Annotated in this window: 16 protein-coding genes; 10 read left to right on the top strand and 6 right to left on the bottom strand. The window is 64.5% G+C overall.

Annotated elements, in window-relative coordinates:
• Window positions 1-59 precede the first annotated feature (59 nt).
• Window positions 60-323: a glycine zipper 2TM domain-containing protein gene (locus tag B5M07_RS15795; protein WP_067631066.1), complete on the top strand. Its 264-nt coding sequence runs from the start codon at window positions 60-62 to the stop codon at window positions 321-323.
• Window positions 324-463: 140 nt separating this feature from the next.
• Window positions 464-1,225: a sulfite exporter TauE/SafE family protein gene (locus B5M07_RS15800; protein WP_120351989.1), complete on the top strand. Its 762-nt coding sequence runs from the start codon at window positions 464-466 to the stop codon at window positions 1,223-1,225.
• Here B5M07_RS15800 and nagA read toward each other — a convergent pair.
• Together nagA and B5M07_RS15810 are read right to left on the bottom strand one after the other, a co-directional pair.
• Window positions 1,222-2,352, bottom strand: coding sequence for an N-acetylglucosamine-6-phosphate deacetylase (gene nagA, locus B5M07_RS15805; RefSeq protein WP_120351990.1), 1,131 nt, complete (start codon window positions 2,350-2,352; stop codon window positions 1,222-1,224). The genes B5M07_RS15800 and nagA overlap by 4 nt on opposite strands.
• The gene (locus tag B5M07_RS15810) at window positions 2,349-3,239 is read right to left on the bottom strand and encodes a BadF/BadG/BcrA/BcrD ATPase family protein (RefSeq protein ID WP_120351991.1); all 891 of its coding nucleotides are present in this window, start codon (window positions 3,237-3,239) and stop codon (window positions 2,349-2,351) included. The genes nagA and B5M07_RS15810 overlap by 4 nt, the downstream gene beginning before the upstream one ends.
• A 117-nt stretch (window positions 3,240-3,356) precedes the next feature.
• Between B5M07_RS15810 and pdxR the strand changes: the two genes are divergently transcribed.
• From pdxR to B5M07_RS15840, 6 genes are all read left to right on the top strand, one after another.
• Window positions 3,357-4,820 carry a MocR-like pyridoxine biosynthesis transcription factor PdxR gene (gene pdxR, locus B5M07_RS15815; RefSeq protein ID WP_120351992.1) on the top strand — a complete coding sequence of 488 codons (1,464 nt, stop codon included), beginning with the start codon at window positions 3,357-3,359 and terminating at the stop codon, window positions 4,818-4,820.
• A 96-nt stretch (window positions 4,821-4,916) separates the two neighbouring features.
• Window positions 4,917-6,692 carry a sulfoacetaldehyde acetyltransferase gene (gene xsc, locus B5M07_RS15820; RefSeq protein ID WP_120351993.1) on the top strand — a complete coding sequence of 592 codons (1,776 nt, stop codon included), beginning with the start codon at window positions 4,917-4,919 and terminating at the stop codon, window positions 6,690-6,692.
• A gap of 3 nt (window positions 6,693-6,695) precedes the next feature.
• Window positions 6,696-7,796 (top strand): acetate/propionate family kinase, encoded by a 1,101-nt coding sequence (locus B5M07_RS15825; protein ID WP_120351994.1) that lies wholly within the window; start codon window positions 6,696-6,698, stop codon window positions 7,794-7,796.
• Complete coding sequence (locus B5M07_RS15830) at window positions 7,793-10,609, top strand: molybdopterin oxidoreductase family protein (protein ID WP_120351995.1); 2,817 nt, start codon at window positions 7,793-7,795, stop codon at window positions 10,607-10,609. The genes B5M07_RS15825 and B5M07_RS15830 overlap by 4 nt, the downstream gene beginning before the upstream one ends.
• Before the next feature lie 49 nt (window positions 10,610-10,658).
• Entirely contained in the window at window positions 10,659-11,423 is a 765-nt protein-coding gene (locus B5M07_RS15835; RefSeq protein ID WP_120351996.1) for a 4Fe-4S dicluster domain-containing protein, read from the top strand.
• Window positions 11,423-12,298, top strand: coding sequence for a dimethyl sulfoxide reductase anchor subunit family protein (locus B5M07_RS15840; protein ID WP_120351997.1), 876 nt, complete (start codon window positions 11,423-11,425; stop codon window positions 12,296-12,298). The genes B5M07_RS15835 and B5M07_RS15840 overlap by 1 nt, the downstream gene beginning before the upstream one ends.
• A 62-nt stretch (window positions 12,299-12,360) precedes the next feature.
• Here the strand turns inward: B5M07_RS15840 and dapA are convergent, their stop codons facing one another.
• Window positions 12,361-13,236, bottom strand: a complete 876-nt coding sequence (dapA, locus tag B5M07_RS15845; protein ID WP_067941085.1) for a 4-hydroxy-tetrahydrodipicolinate synthase — start codon at window positions 13,234-13,236, stop codon at window positions 12,361-12,363.
• A gap of 124 nt (window positions 13,237-13,360) precedes the next feature.
• On the opposite strand from dapA, the gene B5M07_RS15850 reads away from it, so the two are divergent.
• Entirely contained in the window at window positions 13,361-15,325 is a 1,965-nt protein-coding gene (locus tag B5M07_RS15850; RefSeq protein WP_205570876.1) for a transglycosylase SLT domain-containing protein, read from the top strand.
• Here the strand turns inward: B5M07_RS15850 and B5M07_RS15855 are convergent.
• Both B5M07_RS15855 and mnmD read right to left on the bottom strand, forming a co-directional pair.
• A complete protein-coding gene (locus B5M07_RS15855) occupies window positions 15,290-16,183 on the bottom strand; it encodes a DMT family transporter (RefSeq protein ID WP_120351998.1) in 894 nt (297 codons plus the stop codon). The two genes, B5M07_RS15850 and B5M07_RS15855, sit on opposite strands and share 36 nt — an antisense overlap.
• On the bottom strand, window positions 16,180-16,854 hold the full coding sequence (gene mnmD / locus B5M07_RS15860) for a tRNA (5-methylaminomethyl-2-thiouridine)(34)-methyltransferase MnmD (RefSeq protein ID WP_120351999.1): 675 nt from the start codon (window positions 16,852-16,854) through the stop codon (window positions 16,180-16,182). The genes B5M07_RS15855 and mnmD overlap by 4 nt, the downstream gene beginning before the upstream one ends.
• 64 nt (window positions 16,855-16,918) lie before the next feature.
• On the opposite strand from mnmD, the gene B5M07_RS15865 reads away from it, so the two are divergent.
• The gene (locus tag B5M07_RS15865; RefSeq protein WP_120352298.1) at window positions 16,919-17,950 is read left to right on the top strand and encodes an NAD(P)/FAD-dependent oxidoreductase; all 1,032 of its coding nucleotides are present in this window, start codon (window positions 16,919-16,921) and stop codon (window positions 17,948-17,950) included.
• Window positions 17,951-18,009: 59 nt separating this feature from the next.
• Here the strand turns inward: B5M07_RS15865 and B5M07_RS15870 are convergent, their stop codons facing one another.
• Window positions 18,010-18,666, bottom strand: a complete 657-nt coding sequence (locus B5M07_RS15870) for an OmpA family protein (protein ID WP_067629273.1) — start codon at window positions 18,664-18,666, stop codon at window positions 18,010-18,012.
• Window positions 18,667-18,740 lie beyond the last annotated feature (74 nt).

Here is an 18,740-nt window from a genome sequence, read left to right on the forward strand (position 1 = left end):
TTCGCGGGAACCTCTTCCAACCCCCCCGCGTTGGCAAATGAGTAACTTGGGAGAAAGACATGAAGAAATTCCTTATCGCCGTTCCGCTGGTCGCCACTCTTGCCGCCTGTAACGGCACCACGCCCAGCCAAGGCGCCCTGACAGGTGCAGCCCTCGGCGCAGCCACAGGTGCTGCTGTTTCAGGCGGTGACGACAAGGTTCAAGGCGCAATCATCGGCGGTCTCGCTGGTGCGGCGGCTGGCAACTACATCGGCCAGACTCAGTCCGGCAAATGTGTGTACCAGAACTCCAACGGCCAGCGCTACGTCGCAGCTTGCCCATAAACGGCTGACATCGCGCGATTTCGCGCTATTGGGGCTTCGACCATCGGTCGGAGCCCTTTTTCGTGCCTCCCCCCCATCTTGGCATCGCCGTGATTTGATCCTAACAGGGTTCCAAGCGCCGCATGGCGTGGGGAGGGACAATGACCACATTAAGCGATATCGCGATCTTGCTGATCGCGGCCTTTGGCGCGGGCGTGTTGAACACCATCGCCGGGGGCGGCACCTTTCTGACCTTTCCGGCGCTGGTCTTTACCGGGATGCCGCCTGTGGCGGCCAATGCCACCAGTGCCGTGGCGGTGTTTCCCGGCTACCTTGCCGGGGCTTTCGGCTTTCGCGATGAATTGGGCGGTTTTGACCGCAAGCGGTTGCTGCGGCTTAGCCTCATCACGCTGGCGGGCGGTGTGGTTGGCTCGGGCCTGCTGCTGGTCTCGTCCAACGCGGCCTTTTCGGTTGTCGTGCCCTTCTTGCTCCTCGCGGCGACGCTGGCCTTCCTGCTGGGCGACCGCATTCGCGCTTTTGCCGCGTCCCATGCCCGCGCCGTCACACCCGAAGGCGCGCTCGGCCTGTTCGCGGTCAGCGTCTATGGCGGCTATTTCAATGGGGGCTTGGGCATCGTTTTGCTGGCCCTCTTCGCGCTTTGGGGGATGACCGACCTGCACGGGATGAACGGGCTCAAGAACGGGCTGAGCTTCGTGCTCTCATCGATTTCCGTGGCGGTCTTTGCCTTGGCCGGGCTGGTCGCATGGCCGCAGGCGTTGCTGATGATGCTGGCCGCCACGGCGGGGGGCTATGCCGGGGCGCCGCTGGCGCGGGCCTTGCCGAAACAGACCGTGCGCGGGCTGATCGCCGCCATCGGTTTTGGGATGAGCGCGGTGTTCTTCTGGCGGCTTGTCGCAGGCTAGGCGAGCAGGTCCACCGCACCGCTTTCGGGGTCGAACAGCAGCAAAGGTTGGCCCGCGCTTTCGATCCGGCCCAGACCCATGTCATCGCGCAACAGTGCCAGCGGCCCCGAAATCGCCCGCGCCAAAGCGGTCTCCAACGGCTCTCCCACCGCATGGGTCAGCGTGCGGACCGCGCGGCCCAACGCTAGGTGCGCCCCCGCCAGGGTACCATCCGCCAAGGCCAACCGCCCGTCCGCGCGATAAACCTCGCGCCCGTTGAGCGTGAAGCCCGCGATATCAGAGCCCGCCGTCGCCATGGCATCACTGACGAGGAAAATCCCCTCGCCCTTGGCCGCCAGCGCGTTGCGCATGCTGGCGGGATGCACATGGATGCCATCGGCAATCAGCCCCGCGTGAACCCCGTCTCGCGCCAGCGCCGCCCCGACCAATCCCGGCGCGCGGTTGCCCATCTGGCTCATCGCGTTGAACAGATGCGTGACGCAGCGCGCGCCCGCATCAAAAGCAGCCATAGAGGTCTCGTAATCCGCGTCGCTATGGCCAAGCGAAACGATGACCCCGGCCTCGGCCATCGCGGCGATCTGCGCGGCGCTGGTGTTTTCCGGCGCGACCGTCACCATAAGGTTCGGCAGCAGCGCGGCGGCGCGCAGGATCAGGGCAAGATCCGCCGCCTCCATCGGGCGGATCAACGCCCCGTCATGCGCGCCCTTACGCGATAGCGCCAGATGCGGGCCTTCCAGATGCAGCCCGATAATGCCCGGCACCCCCTCGGCGATAGCAGCCGCGACAGCCTCAATCGCCGCATCGGTTTTATCGGGCGTGTCGGTGATCAAGGTGGGCAAAAGCGCCGCGACACCCGTGCTGCGGTGCGCCTTGGCCATGCGCCGCAGGGTGGCCACATCGGGGCTGTCGTTGAACATCACCCCGCCGCCGCCATTGACCTGAAGATCGACGAAACCGGGGCAGAGCAACCCCGCTTGCAGCCGCTCTGTCGGCACGCCCTGCGGCACATCTTCAAAGGCAAGGATGCGGCGGCTGCCGTCTTGCATCTGCGCCAGCACCTTGCCGTGGTGCAGATGCTTTCCATCGTGAATATCCGCCCCGGTGAAAACCCTCGCGATCTCGCTCATGGCAAAACCTCTTCCGCTGCGGCCTTGCAGACCAGATGAAACGCCCCATCAAGCGCCGTGCCGCGCGCCGCGATCAGCCCCGACAGATGGTCTTCTGGCAGGTAACGCGCGTAATGCGGGCCGATCCCGCCCAGCAGGCAGAGCGGGTCGCCGGGCGCGAAATCCAGCGCCTTCAACGCGCGGAGGTAGTAGGCCGCCCCCTCTTGCATCAGTGCCTGCGCGTGGCGGTCCCCAGCCTCGGCAGCCGCGATGACCTTGGGCGCGAATGCCGCATAGTCTCCGGGCTGCGCCGTCAGGCTGAAGGAAACGAGAGCCTCAGGATCATCGCCGAAATCCGCCAACAGAGCGCGGGTCAGGTCGCTATGCGGCAGCACACGGTCATGGCATTGCAACGCAAAATCCAACGCGCCCCGCCCCAGCCATGCGCCTGATCCTTGGTCGGCCAGATGAAACCCCCAGCTACCGACATAGCGATACGCCGTGCCGTCGGTCGCGGCCACAATCGTACCCGTGCCGATGGCCAGCAGCCAGCCCGCCACGCCTTCGCCAAGCGCGCCGACCACGCAGGCGGGGCGGTCATCGTCGGCGTGGATCCGGGCATAGGGCAGCGCCGCGCGCAGCCGCGCTTCGTCCCGCGCGACGTTCATTCCCGCGAGCCCGATGAACGCCGTGGCGTCCTTAAGTGCCGTGAGGGGCAGCCCCGCCTCGGCCGCTGCCGCTTCTACCGCGCCGCGCAGGTTTGCGAGCGCTCTGTCCGGGTCATTACCGATATTCGCACGCCCCCCGGATGCACGGCCAAGAATGCCATCGCGGCGCGTGCCAATGGCGGCGCGGCAACCGGTGCCACCGCCGTCCACGGCGATCAAAAGGGGGGCGGAGATGCTCATGCGACACTTTTAGGCGAGGTGCCGGGTGAACGGAAGTGCGGGCAACGCGCCGAAGTAAATTCGACAGGCGGTAATGCCAGATTGAACTCCCCCTAAGGCCAGCCTAACCTTCGCCCCATGGCCCTGCCCGTCGAAACCTTTTTCCTGCGCCCCGATGCGCAAGGCACCCTGCAACAGCAGATCCAACAGATGATCGCCCAAGGCATCCTCTCGGGTCGGTTCCAGCGGGGTGAGAAACTGCCCTCCACCCGCAAGCTCGCGGCGCATCTTGGGGTCAGCCGGATCACGGTCACCATCGCTTATACTGAACTTTTGGCCAACGACTACCTCACCTCGCGCGGGCGGTCGGGGTATTTCGTTTCCGAAAACGCCCCCGCGCCCCCAGCCTTTGCCCCCAAAGCCGAAGCCGATGATGCCATCGATTGGACTCGCGCCATCGGTCAACGGTTCAGCGCCAATGGGCTGGCCGCCAAACCGCAGGACTGGGCCAGCTACCGCTACCCTTTCATCTACGGCCAAGCCGACCCGACGCTGTTCGACCACGCCAACTGGCGGCTCTGCGCGCTGCAAGCCTTGGGCCAACGCGACTTCACCTCGATGACGACCGATTACTACGACCAAGACGACCCGCAACTGATCGAATTCATCGCCCGCCACATCCTGCCCCGGCGCGGCGTCTCGGCGCGGCCCGAGCAAATCCTCATTACGCTTGGCGCGCAGAACGCGCTTTGGCTGACCGCCCAAGTACTGCTGACCCAACGCCGCCGCGCCGTTTTGGAAGACCCATGTTATCCGGCGCTCAGCGGTATCCTGAGCCAGTCCCGCTGCCACATCACCCCGGTGCGCGTGGATCAAGACGGCCTCCCGCCTGAGGCGATCCCCCCCAACACGGATGTGATTTTCACCACGCCCAGCCACCAATGCCCGACCAATGCGACCATGCCGATGGACCGCCGCCGTGCGCTCTTGGCCCGCGCCCGCGCGCTTGAGGCGCTGATCGTCGAGGATGACTATGAGTTTGAGATGTCCTTCCTCAAACCCGCCTCGCCCGCGCTCAAGTCGCTCGATGATGAGGGGCGGGTGATCTATGTCGGCAGCTTCTCCAAGTCGCTCTTTCCGGGGCTGCGGCTGGGGTATCTGGTGGGGTCTGAGCCATTCATCCGTGAGGCCCGCGCGCTGCGCGCCTCGGTCCTGCGCCACCCGCCGGGGCATATTCAGCGCACTGCCGCTTATTTCCTGTCTCTGGGCCATTACGACGCCCAGATCCGTCGCATGGGGCTGGCCTTGCATGAGCGTCGCCGCGTCATGGAAGAGGCGCTTGAGACGCACGGCCTGCGCGTCTCCGGCCGGGGCGCTTACGGCGGATCGTCCTTCTGGATGCGCGCGCCCGAAAGCGTCGATACCGCGCAACTGGCCGAAAACCTGCGCGCGCGGGACGTTCTGGTTGAACCCGGCCACGCCTTTTTCGCGGGCGAAGAGAGGGCCACGAATTACTACCGGCTGGCCTATTCCTCCATCCCCGCGGCACGGATCGGCGAAGGGGTTGGCCTGATCGCCGAAGAGATCGACCGCCTGCGCTGATCTGGCCCTAGGGCTAGGCCAGTTCTGGCCCTAACCCCCGCCCGCGGCTACCCGTAATTTGCCCCAAGCTTTGCCCCACGCCCAAAGGATCGCCCCATGAAAATGACCACCGAAGAAGCCTTCGTCAAAACCCTTCAGATGCATGGGATCGACACGGCCTTTGGCATTATCGGCTCGGCCATGATGCCGATCTCCGATCTGTTCCCCGCCGCCGGGATCACCTTTTACGACGGCGCGCATGAGTGTAACTCTGGCATGATGGCCGATGGGTTCACCCGCGCGTCGGGGCGGATGTCGATGATGGTGGCGCAAAACGGGCCGGGGATCACCAACTTCGTGACGCCGGTGAAAACCGCCTATTGGAACCACACGCCGCTGCTGCTGGTGACCCCGCAGGCGGCGAACAAGACCATCGGTCAGGGCGGTTTTCAGGAGGTCGAGCAGATGGCGCTCTTCCGCGACATGGTCGCCTATCAAGAAGAAGTGCGCGACCCGACCCGCATCGCCGAGACACTGAACCGCGTGATCCTGCAAGCCAAACGCCACTCCGCCCCTGCGCAGATCAACATCCCCCGCGATTTCTGGACCCAAGTGATCGACATCGAACTGCCCGCCATCGTCGAGTTCGAGCGCCCCTCCGGCGGAGAGACCGCCATCGCCGAGGCGGCAGAACTGCTTTCAAACGCGAAATTCCCGGTGATCCTGAATGGCGCGGGTGTGGTCATCGGCGGCGCGATCGACGACGCGCGCAAACTGGCCGAACGGCTCGATGCGCCTGTCTGTTGCGGCTACCAGCACAATGACGCCTTCCCCGGCTCGCACCCGCTGTCGGTCGGGCCGCTGGGCTACAACGGCTCGAAAGCGGCGATGGAACTGATCGCCAAGGCCGATGTGGTACTGGCGCTTGGCACGCGGCTTAACCCCTTTTCAACCCTGCCGGGCTACGGCATCGACTATTGGCCCAAAGACGCCAAAATCATTCAGGTCGATATCAACCCCGACCGCATCGGCCTGACTAAGAAGGTCAGCGTCGGCATCGTCGGCGACGCGGGCAAGGTGGCTCGCACGATCCTTAATGGGCTGAGCGACAGCGCGGGCGACGCGAGCCGCGAGGAACGGCGCAACCTGATCGCCCAGACCAAATCGGCATGGGCGCAAGAACTCACCTCAATGGATCACGAGGACGACGATCCTGGCACCACATGGAACGAGCGCGCCCGCGACCGCGAGCCGGAAAAGATGTCCCCCCGCATGGCATGGCGCGCAATCCAGAAAACGCTGCCGAAAGAGGCGATCATCAGCTCCGACATCGGCAACAACTGCGCCATCGGCAACGCTTATCCGACATTTGAGGCAGGCCGCAAATACCTCGCCCCCGGCCTTTTCGGCCCCTGCGGCTATGGTTTCCCGGCGATCTGCGGGGCCAAGATTGCCTGCCCGGATGTGCCTGTGGTGGGCTTTGCCGGGGATGGCGCTTTTGGTATTTCGATGAACGAGATGGTCAGCGTCAGCCGCGACGACTGGCCCGCCGTGACCATGGTGATCTTTCGCAACTACCAGTGGGGCGCGGAGAAACGGAACACGACGCTGTGGTTCGACGACAATTTCGTCGGTACCGAACTGGCGCAGGACGTGAGCTATGCCGCGGTGGCCAAGGCTTGTGGCGTCGAGGGCGTACAAGTGTCGTCGATGGATGAGCTGACCGACGCGCTGGACCGCGCGGTCAAGGCGCAGATGGACGAGGGCAAGACGACCTTCATCGAGGTGTTGCTGAACCAAGAGCTGGGCGAGCCCTTCCGCCGCGACGCGATGAAGAAACCCGTTTCCGTCGCCGGGATCAGCCGGGATGACATGCGCCCGCAACAGGTCTGAGGCGTGACCCAAGCGCTGGTGCTTGTCGTCAACGCGGGATCGTCGTCTATCAAGGCGGCGGTCTTTGACGGCGGGTTGACCGAGGTTTTGCGGATCGAGGCGCAGGGCATCGGCCAGACCGGCGCGCTTCGGGTCAACTCTGCACCAGCGCAGCCGCGCGCCTTGCCGGATCACCAGACGGCCTTCCGCGCGCTGCTAGAGGCGCTGCGCGGGGAAGGTATCGATACTGGTGATCTCACCGCCGCCGCGCACCGTATCGTGCATGGCGGGCCGGATTTGGCCGAGACCTGTGTGATCAGCCCGAAAGTGCGGGCCGCCATCGCCGCCGCCGCGCCGCTTGCGCCGTTGCACAATCCGCACCACCTCGGGGCCATCGACGCGCTGGCCAGCCTCATGCCCGACCTGCCGCAGGTCGCCGCCTTTGATACCGGCTTTCACCGGACCAACCCCGATGTCGCCCGCCGCTATGCCCTGCCCGAACGGGCCGAAACGGCTGCCCTGCGCCGCTATGGGTTTCACGGCATCAGCTATGAAAGCCTCGTCGCGAACTTTCGCGAGACCACTGGCACAGGCCTCCCCCGCCGTTTGCTGGCGCTGCATCTGGGCAATGGCGCGTCGCTCTGCGCCATCCACGAGGGGCAATCGGTCGCCACCACCATGGGGTTTTCGCCCCTCAGCGGGCTGACCATGGGCACCCGCGCGGGCGAGATTGACGCGGGTGCGGTGGTGCATCTGGTGCGCGACATGGGGTTGGAAGAAGCGCAGACACTGCTGCATCACGAAAGCGGATTGCTGGGGCTTTCGGGCCTCACTGCCGACATGCGGCAATTGGCGGAAACAGACAGCGACGCCGCCCGCTTCGCCCGTGACCATTTTTGCTACTGGATCACCCGGCAAGCAGGGTCGATGATCGCTGCCATGGGCGGGATCGACGGCATCGCTTTCACCGGGGGCATCGGCGAAAACGATTCCGGGGTGAGGGAAAAGGTTCTTGCAAACCTTCGCTGGGCGGGAAATATTCCCTCTTGGGTCATCCCCGCCGCCGAAGAGAAACATATCGCGCGCCAAACGCGCGCCCTGCTGAAAGACCCCGCCCTCTCATGACGCACTCCCAGCCGCCGCTTGATCTGTCGCCCAAGGTCTCGGACGAGGTTCGCAAGACCACCTGCTACATGTGCGCCTGTCGCTGCGGCATCAACGTGCATATGAAGAAGGGCAAGGTCGCCTATATCGAGGGCAACCGCGACCATCCGGTGAACCAAGGTGTGCTCTGCGCCAAAGGCTCTGCCGGGATCATGCAGCACAACTCTCCCGCGCGCCTGCGCAACCCGATGAAACGGGTCGGCCCGCGCGGTTCCGGCGAGTTTGAGAGCATCAGTTGGAACGAGGCGCTGCAGATTGCCACCGACTGGCTGGAGCCGCTGCGCCGCGAAGCGCCGGAGAAACTGGCGTTCTTCACCGGGCGCGACCAGTCGCAGAGCTTTACCTCCCTTTGGGCGCAGTCCTTTGGCACGCCGAACTACGCGGCCCATGGCGGTTTCTGCTCGGTCAATATGGCCACGGCGGGCATCTATACGATGGGCGGCGCGTTCTGGGAGTTTGGCCAGCCAGATTGGGACCACACCAAGCTGTTCATGCTGTTTGGTGTGGCCGAGGACCATGACAGCAACCCGATCAAGATGGGTCTGGGCAAGCTGAAGAAACGCGGCGCGCGGGTCATCGGGGTGAACCCGATCCGCACCGGATATAACGCCATTGCCGACGATTGGGTCGGCATCACGCCCGGCACCGATGGGCTGTTCATCCTGTCGCTGATCCACTGCCTGATGAAGGCCGGGCGCATCGATCTCGACTACCTCGCGCGCTACACCGACGCGCCGGTGCTGCTGAACAGCGATCCGAAATCGCCGGAGTATGGCCTGCAACTGCGAGACGAGGACGGTAAGGCGCTGGTGGTCGACCGCAAGACCGGCAAGCTGACCCCCTTCGATCAGCCCGGTGTGCGCCCCGACCTTGCCGCCACCTACCGCACGGCGGGCATTACGCACCGCCCGGTCTTTCACCAGATGGCCGAGCAATACCTTGGTGAAGAATATACCCCCGAAGCCGTAGCCGAGCGCTGTGGCATCCCCGCCCCGCGCATCCGCGCCATCGCCGCCGAACTGGCCCGCGTCGCCTTTGACGAAGCCTTCGAGCTTGACCACGCATGGACCGACTTCCGGGGCGAGCATCACAAGACGATGACGGGCCGCCCGGTCTCCTTCCACGCCATGCGCGGCATCTCGGCCCATGCCAATGGGTTTCAAACCTGCCGGGCGCTGCATGTGCTGCAGATCATCCTTGGCACCGTCGAAGTGCCGGGCGGTTTCCGCTTTAAACCGCCCTACCCCAAGCCTGCCACCGCGCATCCCAAACCGCATTGCAAAGCCACCCCCGATGCGCCGCTCGACGGGCCGCATCTGGGTTTCGTTCAAGGCCCCGACGATCTGGCGCTACGCGCTGATGGCAGCCCCGCGCGGATCGACAAGGCGTTCACATGGGAAAACCCGATGTCGGCCCATGGGCTGATGCATATGGTGATCTCTAACGCCCACGCGGGCGATCCCTATAAGATCGACACGCTGTTTCTCTATATGGCTAATATGTCGTGGAACTCTTCGATGAACCCCGGCGGGGTGATGGAGATGCTGACCGACACTGATGATAACGGTGACTATGTGATCCCGCGCATCATCTACTCCGATGCCTATTCTTCGGAAATGGTCGCCTATGCCGATCTGATCCTGCCCGACACGACGTACCTTGAACGGCACGACTGTATCTCACTGCTCGACCGCCCGATCAGCGAGGCCGACGCCGCCGCCGATGCGATCCGTTGGCCCGTAGTAGAGCCCAACCGCGATGTGCGCGGCTTTCAGTCGGCGCTTTGTGATCTGGGGACAAAACTTGGCCTGCCGGGGTTCGTGAACGAGGATGGCACCCAGAAATACAAAGACTATGCCGACTACATCACCAGCCACGAACGCCGTCCGGGCATTGGCCCGCTGGCCGGGTTCCGCGGTGAGGATGGCAAAGACGCGGGGCGCGGGGCGCCGAACGCCGAGCAGATCGACCGCTATATCGAAAACGGCGGTTTCTTCGTCAATCACATCCCCGAGGGGGCGAGTTACTACAAGCCGTGGAACGCCGCCTATCAAGATTGGGCCGTCGGCATGGGCATCTATGACGCGCCGCAGCCCTATCTGTTTTCGCTCTATGTCGAGCCGCTGCGCCGCTTTCAGCTTGCCGCCGAAGGCCACGGCGACCGCCAGCCCCCTGACCATCTGCGCGACCGGATTAAGCAGACCATGTCGCCCCTGCCAATCTGGTATGAAAGCGACCCTGAAGGCACGCAGGGCTATGATGTCCACGCCCTCACCCAACGGCCCATGGCGATGTACCATTCATGGGGCAGTCAGAACGCTTGGCTGCGCCAGTTGCACGGGCACAATCCGCTCTACCTGCCCACGGCGATCATGCGTGCCAAGGGGCTGCAAGACGGCGATTGGGCGCACGTGACCTCCCCGCACGGAGGGATCACGGTGCCGGTGATGGAGATGGCGGCCCTGAACCCCAAAACGGTCTGGACATGGAACGCCATCGGCAAACGCAAAGGCGCATGGGCGCTGGACCGCGACGCGCCCGAGGCGACCAAGGGCTTCTTGCTAAACCACCTGATTCACGAATTGCTGCCACCCAAAGGCGACGGTTTGCGGTGGTCGAACTCCGACCCGATCACCGGACAGGCCGCGTGGTTCGACCTTAAAGTGCATATCGAAAAGACCGACGCCCCTGCCGAGGCGCAGCCGGAAATTCCGCCGCAACGCTCCCCAGTCCCGCCCGCGCCGCGCGACATCGCGTGGAAGGTGGGCAAATGACCGCCTCCCTCCGCGCCGCACCGCTCAAGACCCCTCAGGACCGCCAGCCATGACCACGCTCCCACAACAGACCGACCGCAAACTCGGCCTTGTGATCGACCTTGATACCTGTGTCGGTTGTCATGCCTGCGTGATCTCCTGCAAAGGCTGGAACACCGAGAACTACGGCGCGCCACTGTCAGACCAAGACGCCTATGGCGCGGACCCGTCGGGCACCTTTCTCAACCGCGTGCACAGCTATGAGGTTCAGCCCGAAGCGGGTGCCGCGCAACTCGTGCATTTTCCGAAATCCTGCCTGCACTGCGATGACGCGCCCTGCGTCACCGTTTGCCCCACGGGGGCGAGCTACAAGCGCGTCGAGGACGGCATCGTGCTGGTCAACGAGAGCGACTGTATCGGCTGTGGCCTCTGCGCATGGGCCTGTCCCTACGGCGCGCGCGAGATGGATCAGGCCGCGGGCGTGATGAAGAAATGCACCCTCTGCGTCGACCGTATCTATAACGAGAACTTGCCCGAAGAAGACCGCCAGCCCGCCTGCGTGCGCACCTGCCCCGCTGGCGCGCGGCACTTTGGTGATCTGGGCGACCCCGAAAGTGCTGTGAGCCAACTGGTGGCCGAGCGTGGCGGTGTGGACCTGATGCCCGAGCAGGGCACCAAGCCGGTCAATAAATACCTGCCGCCCCGCCCGCGCGATCAGTTGCAAGCCCCAGAGGACAGCGGCGATATCGACGTGTTGGCCCCCTTCCTCGCCCCGATCGACAGCGGCCCAAAAGGTTTCCTCGGCTGGCTTGATCGCACTTTGGAGAAGCTCTGATGCATCCGGCACCCTCTGTTATTCTGTTTAGCAGCCTGTCGGGCATGGGGTTTGGCCTGCTGGCGTGGCTTGGCATCGGCCTGCCCACTGTGACCGGCTGGGTAGCCTTCGTCTTTTTCGCGCTGGCCTATCTGCTGGCGGTGGGCGGGTTGATCGCTTCGACCTTCCACCTTGGCCATCCCGAACGCGCGCTCAAGGCTTTCACCCAGTGGCGCAGCAGTTGGCTTAGCCGTGAGGCTTGGGCCTCGGTAACGGCCCTGCTCACCATGGCGGTTTATGGCGCGGGGCTGGTGTTCTATGACACGCGGCTTTGGCCGCTGGGGTTGCTTGGCGCGGCGCTGTCGCTGCTGACGGTGCTGACCACGGCGATGATCTATACCCAGATGAAAACCGTGCCGCGCTGGCACAGCGTGATGACGCCGCTGAACTTCTTGTCGCTCAGCATTGCAGGAGGCGCGTTGCTGGCCGGGCAAGTGACCGCGGCGATGCTGCTTCTTGCGCTGGCGGGCGTGGTGCAGATCGCCACATGGTGGCGCGGGGATCAGGCGCTGGCGGCCTCGGGCACCGATATCGCGACAGCGACGCGGCTCGGCAATATCGGCAGCGTCCGCGCCTTTGAGCCGCCGCATACTGGCAGCAACTACCTGCTGCGAGAGTTCGTTTATCAGATTGGGCGCAAACACGCGCTGAAGCTGCGGGTGATCGCGATCACGCTGATGGTGCTGCTGCCATTGCTGCTTTTGCTCTCGCCCGTGTTCCACCACCTTGCCGCTGCCCTCGCGGTGCTCAGCCACGCGGCGGGGGTGCTGACCTCCCGCTGGCTGTTCTTTGCGCAGGCGGAACATGTGGTCGGCATCTACTACGGCAAACGCTGAACGCAAAAGAGGGGGTGTCTCCACCCCCTCTTGCATTCAAATTCACAGCTTAAAAAGCAGTCTCAGTTCATCAAACCCGCATGACGCAGACCCGCATCGACTAGTTCCTTGGTCGGGTCCGTCAGCTCTGTCAGCGGCAGACGTACCTCGTCGGAACAGAGATCCAGCCGCGACATGGCGTATTTCACGCCAACCAGCCCCGGCTCGGTAAAGATCGCCTTGTGCAGCGGCATCAGACGGTCCTGCAATTCCAACGCCTTGGCGTAATCGCCCTCAAGGCAGGCCGCCTGCATCTGCGCGGAAAGACGCGGTGCGACATTGGCGGTGACCGAGATACAGCCAACGCCGCCTTGGGCGTTGAACCCATGCGCGGTGGCGTCTTCGCCGGACAGCTGGCAGAAATCCGGGCCGCAGGTGATGCGCTGATCGCTAACGCGCGCCAGATCGCCGGTGGCGTCTTTCACGCCAACGATGCGCGGCAGTTGGGCCAACTCGCCCATCGTCTCGGGCAGCATATCCACGACCGAACGACCGGGGATGTTATAGATGATGATCGGCAGTTCACAGCAGTCGTGCACGGCGGTGAAATGCGCCACCAACCCGCGTTGCGTGGGTTTGTTGTAATAGGGCGTCACCACCAGCAGCGCGTCGGCGCCGACCTTTTCGGCGTGGCGGGCAAGACGGATGCTTTCGACCGTGTTGTTCGACCCGGCACCGGCAATCACCGGGATGCGCCCAGCGACGGCTTTGACCACCTCTTCGACGACGGTCTCATGCTCGGCATGGCTCAGCGTCGGGGATTCGCCGGTGGTGCCGACGGGGACAAGTCCGCTCGACCCTTCGCCGATGTGCCATTCGATAAGTTTCTTGAGCGTATCCAGATCCAGCGCGCCGTTGCGAAACGGCGTGACGAGGGCAGGCAGAGAGCCTTTGAACATGTGCACGCTCCTTAAGTGCTGGCCGGCGGAAACCGGACTGGATGAAGACTTTTGCGGGGACTAATGTTTGATAAACGTCGCCCGAGCCATATGTTGCAAGGCTCTAGCCTCGGAGACGTAGGAAATGCAAGCGATGACGCGCCTGATGGCGATTCTCATGAGTGTTTTTGTCCTGACCGTGCCTGCGGAAGCGCAGCGCCCGCGCCCTTTGGGCTGGGCGATGGACGCGATGCGCAGCGGCAATTGGGACGCGGCTGCGGCCTTGGCCGCCCGCGATGGGCAGGCCGCCGTCGATGTGATCGAATGGCACCGCCTGCGCGCCGGGCGGGGCACTTATGCCGAAGCGCGTGATTTTCTGAACCGCAGGCCCGATTGGCCCGGTGAGGCATATCTGCGTCGGCAGACCGAAGAGGCGGTGATCAAGCAGTCCCAAGACGACATACTGGATTTCTTTTCGGCCATGGCCCCGCAGACCCCGCGCGGGGTGCTGGCCCATGCCAAGGCACTGATCGACAGCGGCCAGCGCGGCGAGGCCGAGGCGAACCTCGTTCTGGCGTGGCGCACCATGCCGATGAACGCCACCAGTCAGGAATTGTTCGTCGACGCACACGGCAGCCTTCTGGCCCCGCATCACTCGGCGCGGCTCGAAGAGATGCTCTGGCAGCGCGAGCATTCCGAAGCGCGGCAGATGTTCGATCTGGTTTCCAGCGCCGACAAGGCACTGGCCGAGACGCGCATCGCCCTGCAAAAGCTGGAAAGCGATGTGAACACCAAGATCGACGCCCTGCCCGCCTCCAAGGCTGACGCACCGGGGCTGGCGCATGACCGCTTTGAGTGGCGGATGCGCAAAGGGCTGCGCGATGACGCCAAGGCATTGATGCTGGCAAAGTCGACCTCGGCTGCGGGGCTGGGCCAGCCCCCCGCTTGGGCCAACCGCCGCCGCGCCTTGGCGCGGGACGAGATGCGCAATGGCGACGCCAAAACCGCCTACCGGCTGGCCTCGCAGCATTTCCTGACCGACGGCTCGAACTACGCGGACCTTGAGTGGCTTTCGGGCTATATCGCGCTGCGCTTTCTGAACGACCCAACGACTGCGTTGGGCCACTTTCAAAACCACGATAACGCCGTGGAATCCCCGATCAGCCAAGGCCGCGCCGGCTATTGGCAAGGCCGCGCGCTGGAGGCGATGGGCGATGCCGAAGGGGCTGCCAAGGCCTATGCCATGGGGGCGAAGTATCAGACATCCTTCTATGGGCTGCTGGCCGCTGAGCGGGGCGGCATTCCCTTCGACGAAAAGCTAACGGGCGCGGCCCCTGCCCAAGACTGGCGAACATCCCCGCTCGCCCGGGCGCCGTTGTTCGAAGCCGGGTTGCTGTTGCAAGCCTCGGGTGAGCTGTCCACCGCAGAGCGGTTCTGGACCCATCTGGCAGAGCAACTGGTGCCCGAAGACATCGCCCTGCTGGGGCAGGCGGCAATTGACGCAGGCCAGCCGCATCTCGCGGTGATGATCGGCAAACGCGCGGCGCAGCGCGGGTTGGAAGTGCCCGCCCCCTATTACGCGCTGCACAGTCTGGTCGAGAAAGACCTGCCAATGGCCACCGAAATGACCCTCGCCATCGCGCGCCGCGAAAGCGAGTTTGACCCGAACGTCCAAAGCGGCGTCGGCGCGCGGGGCTTGATGCAGATCATGCCCGCCACGGCGAAAGACGTGGCACGCGATCTGGGCATCTCTAGCCAGCACACCACCGACCGCCTGACCGCCGATCCAGATTACAACGCACGGCTTGGGGCGACTTACCTGTCGCAAATGGCCGGGCAGTTTGACGGCAACGTGTCCATGATGTCAGCCGCCTATAACGCGGGCCCCCGCCGCCCGCGCCGCTGGATGTCGACCTATGGCGACCCGCGCAAAGGTGAAATCGACATTGTCGATTGGATTGAGATGATCCCCTTCCGCGAGACGCAGAACTACGTGATGCGGGTGACCGAAAGCCTGCCCGTCTACCGTGCCCGTCTGGGGAAAGACCCGCTGCCGATCCCCTTTAGCGAAGAGTTAACCGGGTCGACGCTGAAGGCGTTCGCGCCATAGGGTGAACAGCCCCGCCGCCACGATCATGCCTGCACCCAGCACCACGCTCGGGCGCAGCACTTCGTTAAAGACCGACAGGCCGATGATCACGGTAAAGATCAGCTGCGTATAGGCGAAGGGCTGCACGGCGCTCGCCTCGGCAACCTCATAACAGCGGATCAGCAGCCAGTGGCCCGTCACCCCGGTGATGCAGAGCGTGCCCATCAACAGCCAGTTGCCCGGTGTCATCGGCTCCCAAAACCAGACGCCCACGGCGGTCATCACCGCCGCCCCGGTCACGCCGGTCCAGAAGAAACTCGTCGCCGTATTGTCGCGCCGCGCAACATAGCGGGTGAGCAGCCCGTAGACCGCGAACATCGCCGCCCCCGCCAGCGGGATCGCGGCGGCAGGGTCCACCACCCGCAGCCCCGGTTGCAGGATCACCAGCACCCCGATGAACCCCACACCAATCGCCGCCCACCGCCGCCAGCCGACCTTTTCACCCAATATCGGCCCCGAGAGCGCCGCCACCAGCAGTGGATAACAGGTGAAGACAGCATGGCTTTCCACCAACCCAAGGATCGTAAAGCCAAGCACCATCGTACATATCTGCGCCGACAGCAGCACGCCACGCAGGATCTGCACCGCAGGCTGCGTGGTCGCGGCGGCCTTGCGGATACCGCCTGCCTTGCGCAGAGCCAGCGCGATGACGAAGGCAGCAAAGAACCAATAGCGGATCATTACCACCATCAGCACATTGTAGTTCTCGGCCAGATGGCGCGACAGCCCGTCTTGGACGGCAAAGACCATTGTCGTGGCGATCATCAGCATGATGCCAAGCGGGATGTTGTTGGATTGAGGCACGCTAGACTGGCTCATAGCGGCATCTGCGCGCGGGTCATGTGGCGTTTGCGGCCATAGCCGGGGATGCGGGTGACCTCGAATCCGCCTGCGCCAAGCGCGCGGCGGACGAAGCCTGCGGCGGTATAGGTCGCGGCGGTGCCGCCCGGTGCGGTGTGGCGGGCGACCTCGGCCATCAGGTCATCGCCCCACAACTCAGGGTTCTTGGCGGGCGAAAACCCGTCGAGGAACCAAGCATCGGCCTGCCCCTGCCACGCGGGGAGGGCCTGCCGCGCATCGCCGATGATGATCTCGGCGCGCAGGCCGGGCAGTTCCAACACGCCGCCGGTGCCATCCCACGCCGCTGTCAGCGCATCACGCCGCCCGTCAAGCGCGGGAAAGGCCGCATGGGCCTGCGCCATATCCTCAGGCCGCATCGGGTAGGCTTCGAAACTGGTGAAATGCAGCGGCCCTTCGTGGCCCGCGCGCATCCATGCGTCCCACGCCAGCAGCAGGTTCAGCCCGGTGCCAAAGCCCAGTTCGGCGATGTGAAAACCGGGGCGAAACCGCTCTGGCAGGTCATTGCCCGCCAGAAAGACATAGGCCGTTTCCGCCGCGCCGTCCTCTAGGCTGAAGTAGGGATCATCGAACTGGGTCGAGACGGGCACTTGGCCCTCGCGCCACGTGATCTGGGCATTCTGGTCTGGCACGGTACGTCCTGCTAGAGGGGGAGCGAAGTCGCGCAAACACTGCGCAAGCTGGCGGGGAATGGCAATGGTGGATGTAACCGTAAGAGGGGCCGGGATTTTCGGCCTGTCGGTGGCTTGGGCCTGCGCCCTGCGCGGCGCATCGGTGCGGGTGGTTGACCCGGCAGGACCGGCAGCAGGCGCCTCGGGTGGGATCGTGGGCGCGCTGGCGCCGCATGTGCCGGAGAATTGGAACGCCAAGAAAGCCTTTCAGCTTGAAAGCCTGCTCAGCGCCGAGGGTTTCTGGGCCGAGGTGGAGGCCGTGGGCGGTCACGCCCCGGGTTATATCCGCAGCGGGCGTCTGCAACCGGTGGCGGATGACGCGGCGCTCGCGCTGGCGCGACAACGGCAAGACACAGCAGCCGAGCTATGGCAGGGCCGTGCCCGCTGGGCATTGATCCGCGCCGAGGATCAAGATTGGGCCCCGCACAGCCCCACCGGCTGGCTGATCCACGACACGCTCAGCGCCCTCGTCCACCCGCGCCAAGCCTGCGCGGCGCTGGTGGCGGCCTTGGCGGTGAGAGGCGTTGAGATTGTGGCCGAGGCCCCCGAGGCGGGCCAGACCCTCTGGGCCACTGGCGTCGCGGGGTTGGAGACGCTGAACGCGGGCCACCCGCGTCTGGTTGGCGCAGGGATCAAGGGTCAAGCCGCGCTCTTGCAGCTTGACCAAGGCGGCGCGGCGCAGCTCTTTGCCGATGGGGTGCATGTGATCCCGCATCTCGACGGCACGGTGGCAGTCGGCGGCACGACAGAACGCGAATATGACAGCCCCGACTGCACCGATGCACAGCTTGACGCGGTGATCGCCAAGGCCCGCGCGGCGGTGCCCGCCTTGCAAGACGCGCCGGTGATCGAACGCTGGGCCGGGCTGCGCCCCCGCAGCCGCAGCCGCGCGCCAATGTTGGGCGCATGGCCCGGCAGGCCGGGGCAGTATATTGCCAATGGCGGGTTCAAAATTGGCTTTGGTATGGCCCCCAAAGTGGCAGAGGTGATGGCCGATCTGCTGCTCGAAGGGCGCGATGCCATCCCCGAGGGCTTTAGGGTTGGCGATAACCTCTAGGCCAAAGAAAAACCCCGGCCAGTGGCCGGGGTTCAATACCGTTCCCAACGGGTCGCGGCTTAGCGCGCGTTGGGCAGGATCACGATCTCGACCCGGCGGTTCTGCGCCTTGCCTGCGGCACTCAGGTTGCTCGCCACTGGCTGGCTTTCGCCGCGGCCAAAGGTCTGCAAACGCTGCTGCGGCACGCCGTTGGACAGCAGGATGTTGCCAACAGCCTGTGCGCGACGCTCGGAAAGCTGCTGGTTATACGCCGCTTCGCCATCGCTGTCGGTGTGGCCGACGACCTGCAGGGTGGAGTTCTGATAAACGTTCACGTTCTGCGCCAGCGCGGCCAGATCGTCACGCAGGGCGGGCGATACGTTGGTGCTGTCGGTCGCGAACAGGATATCCTGCGGCAGGGTCACGATCAGACGGTCGCCGGTGTTGGTAATGACCACACGGCTGTCCATCGCGGCGCGCAACTCGGCCTCTTGCTTATCAAGCGAGTAACCCACGCCCGCGCCGATCGTGCCGCCGATCAAAGCGCCTTTCAGGGCGCCTTTGCCGTCACCTTCGGAAATCGCACCGGCAAGGGCCCCGACGCCCGCACCGATCAAAGCGCCATTCTTGGTCCGCTGGTTGGGATCGCCATTGCCGGGCTGCAGTGGCTGCGTACACGCACCCAGTGTCATCGCGCCGGCCAGAGCGGCGGCCAAAGTCATCTTCGAAGAAATCATGTCTACTGCCTTCATGTTTGCGGGCCCCGTTCGGGCGGGGCATCTTGACGTGAACGCAATATAGGCACTCAATG

This window comes from Sulfitobacter sp. D7 (assembly GCF_003611275.1).
Classification (GTDB): domain Bacteria; phylum Pseudomonadota; class Alphaproteobacteria; order Rhodobacterales; family Rhodobacteraceae; genus Sulfitobacter; species Sulfitobacter profundi.

What these genes read in the sequence shown, in the direction of transcription:
- B5M07_RS15795 (WP_067631066.1), top strand. Translation starts at nt 60, where the DNA reads ATGAAGAAATTCCTTATCGCCGTTCCGCTGGTCGCCACTCTTGCCGCC.
- B5M07_RS15800 (WP_120351989.1), top strand. Translation starts at nt 464, where the DNA reads ATGACCACATTAAGCGATATCGCGATCTTGCTGATCGCGGCCTTTGGC.
- nagA (WP_120351990.1), bottom strand. Translation starts at nt 2,352, where the DNA reads ATGAGCGAGATCGCGAGGGTTTTCACCGGGGCGGATATTCACGATGGA.
- B5M07_RS15810 (WP_120351991.1), bottom strand. Translation starts at nt 3,239, where the DNA reads ATGAGCATCTCCGCCCCCCTTTTGATCGCCGTGGACGGCGGTGGCACC.
- pdxR (WP_120351992.1), top strand. Translation starts at nt 3,357, where the DNA reads ATGGCCCTGCCCGTCGAAACCTTTTTCCTGCGCCCCGATGCGCAAGGC.
- xsc (WP_120351993.1), top strand. Translation starts at nt 4,917, where the DNA reads ATGAAAATGACCACCGAAGAAGCCTTCGTCAAAACCCTTCAGATGCAT.
- B5M07_RS15830 (WP_120351995.1), top strand. Translation starts at nt 7,793, where the DNA reads ATGACGCACTCCCAGCCGCCGCTTGATCTGTCGCCCAAGGTCTCGGAC.
- B5M07_RS15835 (WP_120351996.1), top strand. Translation starts at nt 10,659, where the DNA reads ATGACCACGCTCCCACAACAGACCGACCGCAAACTCGGCCTTGTGATC.
- B5M07_RS15840 (WP_120351997.1), top strand. Translation starts at nt 11,423, where the DNA reads ATGCATCCGGCACCCTCTGTTATTCTGTTTAGCAGCCTGTCGGGCATG.
- dapA (WP_067941085.1), bottom strand. Translation starts at nt 13,236, where the DNA reads ATGTTCAAAGGCTCTCTGCCTGCCCTCGTCACGCCGTTTCGCAACGGC.
- B5M07_RS15850 (WP_205570876.1), top strand. Translation starts at nt 13,361, where the DNA reads ATGCAAGCGATGACGCGCCTGATGGCGATTCTCATGAGTGTTTTTGTC.
- B5M07_RS15855 (WP_120351998.1), bottom strand. Translation starts at nt 16,183, where the DNA reads ATGAGCCAGTCTAGCGTGCCTCAATCCAACAACATCCCGCTTGGCATC.
- B5M07_RS15865 (WP_120352298.1), top strand. Translation starts at nt 16,919, where the DNA reads ATGGTGGATGTAACCGTAAGAGGGGCCGGGATTTTCGGCCTGTCGGTG.
- B5M07_RS15870 (WP_067629273.1), bottom strand. Translation starts at nt 18,666, where the DNA reads ATGATTTCTTCGAAGATGACTTTGGCCGCCGCTCTGGCCGGCGCGATG.